4 protein-coding genes are annotated in these 6,000 nt (G+C 41.1%); all 4 read right to left on the bottom strand.

Going from position 1 to position 6,000, the window contains the following annotated elements; genetic code table 11:
- Nucleotides 1-52 precede the first annotated feature (52 nt).
- The 4 genes from H4J61_RS13505 to flhA all read right to left on the bottom strand — a co-directional run bounded on the left by H4J61_RS13505 (nt 53) and on the right by flhA (nt 5,892).
- Nucleotides 53-766 (bottom strand): RNA polymerase sigma factor FliA, encoded by a 714-nt coding sequence (locus H4J61_RS13505; RefSeq protein ID WP_182134828.1) that lies wholly within the window; start codon nt 764-766, stop codon nt 53-55.
- A 297-nt stretch (nt 767-1,063) separates the two neighbouring features.
- The gene (locus tag H4J61_RS13510) at nt 1,064-1,906 is read right to left on the bottom strand and encodes a MinD/ParA family protein (RefSeq protein WP_182134826.1); all 843 of its coding nucleotides are present in this window, start codon (nt 1,904-1,906) and stop codon (nt 1,064-1,066) included.
- A 265-nt stretch (nt 1,907-2,171) separates the two neighbouring features.
- Nucleotides 2,172-3,746, bottom strand: a complete 1,575-nt coding sequence (gene flhF, locus H4J61_RS13515; protein WP_182185402.1) for a flagellar biosynthesis protein FlhF — start codon at nt 3,744-3,746, stop codon at nt 2,172-2,174.
- Nucleotides 3,747-3,789: 43 nt separating this feature from the next.
- Entirely contained in the window at nt 3,790-5,892 is a 2,103-nt protein-coding gene (flhA, locus tag H4J61_RS13520) for a flagellar biosynthesis protein FlhA (RefSeq protein ID WP_182134822.1), read from the bottom strand.
- Between the last annotated feature and the right edge of the window lie 108 nt (nt 5,893-6,000).

Consider the following 6,000-nt stretch of genomic DNA (forward strand, 5'->3'; position numbering starts at 1 on the left):
GACACCCTCCGGTGATAACATTTAAAATTTTACAATATTTTTAATATTCTACTTAATTTTGCCACGATTGCATACGAGCTTTTAATCTATGCATCGCTTGACTGTGTATTTGGCTTACCCGTGATTCACTCACATCAAGTACTTGGCCTATTTCTCTAAGGTTAAGCTCTTCGTCATAATACAAGGACAGTACTAAAGCTTCACGCTCGGGTAAAGAAGAAATACACTCTGCTAATGACTTTTTAAAGAAACTTTGTTCAATGTTAGCGTAAGGTTCATCTTGCTGGTGACTGTGGGCTATTTCAATCACATCATCACTAACACCTAAATCATCAAGACCAAGAATTTTCCCTGAACTCACGTCATTCAGTATCTGATGGTATTCATTGATTGAAATTTCAAGTTTTTCAGCCACTTCAACATCGGTAACGTCGCGGCCATATTGCGCTTCTAAGCTTTTGATGGCTTCGCTGATCATGCGACTATTTTTATGCACTGAGCGGGGAACCCAGTCACCCCGACGAATTTCATCAAGCATGGCACCACGAATACGAATACCCGCAAAAGTTTCAAAGCTAGCACCTTTGCTATTATCAAAATTATTTGCCGCTTCAAATAAGCCTATCATGCCTGATTGAACAAGGTCATCAACCAAAACACTGGCCGGTAGTCGGGCAAGCAAATGATAAGCAATGCGCTTCACGAGTACTGTGTGTCGCTCCAGCAAGGCCGATTTATCAACACTATAAGTATGTACTTTTAACACGATAACTCACTTGTTTGTTAAATAGGGCCTGTAGAATTTTCATTCTAGTCTCGGCTATAGATTAGGCTTTCAGTTAACAAGGCGACAGACATATTAGGTAGCTATGCTAGTTTACACTTGCTAACGATGTTAGTTAAAAAACAACGATAGACCTTTAACAGGCGGTAAAAAAACCTACGCACTTGCTATAGCTAGAGCTCGCTTAACTCATGCAAAAAAAACACCACGAATTGTGCAATTGTAACCCTGCTTCGTCGTTATGTTCATACCTAGCTACAAGTTAAAAGCTCAACAGCTTTAGTGTTCTAGTAATTGCTCAATAAAGAATTCTAAATGCCCAGAGGCTTGTTTTGGCACTGGCCAGCTCACAATGTTTTTGGCAAGTGCTTTAAGGCCAATTGACGCTGGCGAGTTAGGATATGCCTCGACAATCGCTTGTTGTTTTCTCACAGATTTACGAATATTTTCATCATAAGGTATAACAGCAACCAGCTCTAAAGTGACATCCAAAAATCTGTCAGTGACTTTAGCTAATTTCGCAAATAAATTTTTACCTTCATTCGGGGTGCGCACCATGTTTGCCACCACTTTAAATTTGAATAGCCCGTGATCTCGGCTTAACAATTTCATTAAGGCATAACAGTCAGTAATTGAGGTGGGTTCGTCACACACGACTAATAAAACATCTTGTGATGCACGGCAAAAACTTAATACCATATCTGAGATACCGGCAGCGGTATCAACAATTAAAATGTCAAATTTGGTTTTCATATCACTAAAAGCACGAATAAGTCCGGCATGCTCAGCTGGGGTTAAATCCACCATAGATTGAGTGCCTGATGTCGCAGGAATAATATTAATGCCGGCAGGGCCTTGAATAATAATATCATCCAGTTCACATTCACCCGATAGCACATGCGACAGGTTGCGTTTTACGCGCAAACCTAGCATAACATCAACATTAGCCAAGCCTAAGTCGGCATCTAGCACTAAAACCCGCTTACCTAATTTAGCTAAAGAAATGGCAGTATTTAATGAGACATTAGTTTTACCAACCCCGCCTTTACCGCCAGAAACAGCGATGACTTTTATGTATTCGGGGTTTTGCATTTTTCTTAAGCCACTCGCTTGATCTATCATCTATATAACTTCTCTATGTAATGCCCATTGCAATAAATAATCGGTCATTTTAAGCTGACCTCAACGTACAAAAATCACTTAATGCTGTGGAACCATACATGACTCAAAATGGTCATGTAAGAATCAATCAAGCGCCAAACTACACGGATGGTGATACTTACCTGTAGTGTGAAACAATAAACCTATGCTCTTGAATATTTATGCTTACTTATAATTGGATAATTGCTTACTTAATTCAATTAGCATAATTGCTCTGCCTGCCTAACTATACTGCGACGGCTGATACCGGATTACGCCAAGAAACAGTCCCTGAGCTTTGATACTTAGTGGCCATTCGGTCTGCTAGCGTAACCAATTTCTCAGCATTTGCAACCTTAATATCTTCCGGAACTCTTTGTCCATCAGTAAGATAGCCAATAGCTAAACCGTTTTGTAATGATGTGGTGATAATTTCACCGACACTTAAGCTTTCATCTAATTTAGTATAAATGCAGCCCGCTAAAGGAATACTTTTAAAGCGCTCAACATTTTCTTGCATAACACGCTGCTGCGTATTGGCCGCTAATACTAAGTAATTACGAATTCTAACACGCGCATTTGAGATTAAGGTAGTCAAATGCTCAGTTAGACGCATATCTCTTTGCCCCATACCGGCAGTATCGATCAATATTAATTTTTTTTGTGAGAACTGTTGTAACAAGCTATCTAGCTCATCGCCGTCATTGGCCAACTTAACGTGGCAACCAATAATACGACCGTAAGTAGCAAGCTGTTCAAAACCAGCAATACGATAACTATCTGTAGAAATTAATACCACTTGGTCGGCGCCGTGCAGCTGAGCAAAGCGGGCAGCTAATTTCGCAATAGTGGTGGTTTTACCCACGCCTGTTGGCCCAACAAGAGAAACCACGCCACCACGTTGAATAATATCATTGTTAGTGGTGTTTAATTGTTGCGCTATAATATGTTTTGCTTGCTCAAAGGCATCTTTTTCAAGGCTATTGGCTGGAATGTAACCCGCAATTTGATCAGCCACTTGTTCATTAAGACCCATCGCCATTAATTTATTAACCAACACAGCCCGCATCGGATCTTTTTGCGCCATATCTTGCCACATTAGCCCTGACATTTGATGTTCTAACAACTGACGAATAGATGACATTTCTTTTTGCATATGATCAAACTCACTGCCACTTATTTGACGTTCGCCACGCGAAGCCATTTGCTCAGGTGCAGATGTTGATGAATCAAGCGAGTTAGTGAAGTTTGCACTGTTTGAGCCATGCCCAGGAGTATCTGCTCCTTGGTTGCCCGCATGATCCGCTGAGTCTAAATCAGTAGTTTGCGCTAAACGAGTAGTGAAATTTTTAAACTGTTGTTCAATATCTTGTGGTGCAGCACCAGGCTTGTTGTCCGCTTGATGATTAACCTCATGAGTTGAGCTAGCTATTTGACTATTAAATGCCTGTGTTGCTGGCGCTTTATCATAGCCATTTTGTTGTACTTGTCGGCTTAGCAACGCGGCTAAGCTATCGGCTGGCAAAGTGGTTGACGTTTCTGCTGACTGAGGTGCGCTACTAATGGCTACCGTATCTTCAACACTGTCGAATCGGTCAACTTGATGAGTCGGCTGGGTATTGGCAGCCGTACTCGCTTTGCTGTGCTCAGATACTGGTGATTGGGCAGGCTTAACACTTTGGTTATAATCAACCGCAGCCATTAACTCGACACCTTCAGCAATTTTTTTATTAGACATAATGACGGCATCAACACCCAAATCTTCTTTAATTTGTGCGAGTGCGCTTCTCATATCTTTTGCTACATAACGTCTAATTTTCATCGCCAACCCTTATAATTCAGTACAACTTACTTTGAAGTATTTTTTACTGGCCGATAGCGCTAACAATTTTGATTTGCTTATCATCTGGAATTTCTTGATAAGAAATCACCCGTAATCCCGGGATGGTATATTTAACAAATTTAGCTAAAACTGCACGTAAAATACCTGACGTTAATAAAATTGGTGTGTCACCAGCCATTTCTTGCTGTTGTGCACCATCGGTCAAAGATTTCTGTAGTCTTTCTGCTAAACCTGGTTCGATACCTGCGCCATCATCTCCAGCCATTTGCATAGACTGATGCAACATCTGTTCCAACTCTGGTGACAAAGTTATGACAGGTACCTCCACCACAGGTCCAACTAACTCTTGCACGATGAATTTTCGCAAGGTTATCCGAACCGCCGCCGTTAACACTTCAGGGTCTTGAGTCTTAGGACCATACTCAACTAAGGTTTGAATAATGCTACGCATATCACGTACAGCCACCCCTTCATTCATTAAGTTTTGTAGTACTTTTACAATAGTGCCTAATGACAAGACATCAGGGATCAGGCCTTCAATCAATTTAGGATAACTCTTAGCTAACATATCAAGTAAGTTTTGAACTTCCTCATGGCCTAATAGCTGTGCGGTATTATTAGTTAAAATTTGACTTAAATGTGTTGCTAATACCGTGGCTGAATCAACCACCGTATAGCCTAGTGATTGTGCGTGTTCTCGTTGATCTTTTTTTATCCACACAGCATCTAAGCCAAAAGCAGGGTCTTTGGTTGCAACACCATCAAGCTTGCCAAATACTTGACCTGGATTAATAGCCAGTTCTTGATCGTGGCGAATTTCGGCTTCTCCTACCGTGACTCCCATCAGTGATATCCGGTAACTGTTAGGATCTAAGTCTAAATTATCGCGAATATGAACAGCTGGTACCAAAAAGCCAAATTCTTGCGAAAGCTTTTTTCTCACGCCTTTAATGCGATTAAGTAACTCTCCACCTTGAGCTTTATCCACCAAAGGAATTAAGCGATAGCCTATTTCAAGGCCAATAATATCAACATGATTGACATCATCCCAACCTAGGTCTTTAACTTCGGCTTCTTGTTGCTGACTTTCAACTTCTGCCGCCTGACCTTGTTCAATTAATTGTGCCGCCGCCGCTGCTTTATATTTACTATTAAAAAACGCCACCCCCGCGATTAATATCGCAAAGGTTAAAAAAGCAAAGTGGGGCATTCCAGGTACAATGCCCATAACAAACATCACACCTGCGGCAATATAAAGTGATTTTTCTTGGCCAAGTTGACTACTAACTTGCTCGCCCATATCTTGAGAGGTGTTTTGGCGGGTAACCACGATTGCCGTGCCTACTGAGAGCAATAACCCTGGAATTTGTGCAACTAAACCGTCTCCGATAGTCAGTAGGGTATAAATTTCCACCGCACTGTCAAACGAAAGATCATGCTGCACCATACCAATAATTAAACCACCAACAATATTGATAAAGAGAATTAAAATCCCCGCAATGGCATCACCTTTAACAAATTTACTCGCACCATCCATTGAACCATAAAAGTCGGCTTCACTGGTGACTTCAACTCGGCGTTCTCTCGCTTCATCTGCGGTGATAAAACCGGCATTTAAATCCGCGTCAATCGCCATTTGTTTACCTGGCATAGCGTCTAAAGTAAAGCGCGCAGTTACCTCAGCAATACGCCCTGCACCTTTGGTAACAACAACAAAGTTGATGATAATCAAAATGGAAAAAACGACTAAACCAACCGCATAATTGCCACCAATAACAACCGAGCCAAAGGCTTCAATCACTTTCCCTGCCGCATCAGGGCCTTCGTGCCCCTCAAGTAATACCACTCGGGTACTCGCAACATTAAGCGCTAAACGTAAAATAGTCGCAATCAGCAATACCGCTGGAAATGAGCCAAACTCAAGCGGCTTTAAGGTATAAACCGTGATCAATAAAACCACCAGAGACAAGGCAATATTGAAGGAAAAAAGAATATCCAACAAAAATGCCGGCATAGGTAAAATCACCATACCGAGCGCCGCCATCACGAGGAATGGCGTACCTAAACCCGAAAGTAGGTTAAGTTTTTGTTTCTTTAGCTTATTAAAAGTTGCGGCTAACTGCATGAGTGCTTAAGGATAATTTTTTGACGTGTCTTGTAATTAGCAATAATCAGACCAATGTTATTACTTTTGTAATTTATGCATTTTTATTTTTTATTTTTTATTTTTTAT

Origin of the sequence: Colwellia sp. MB3u-4 (assembly GCF_014077065.1) — a bacterium.
Classification (GTDB): Bacteria; Pseudomonadota; Gammaproteobacteria; order Enterobacterales; family Alteromonadaceae; genus Cognaticolwellia.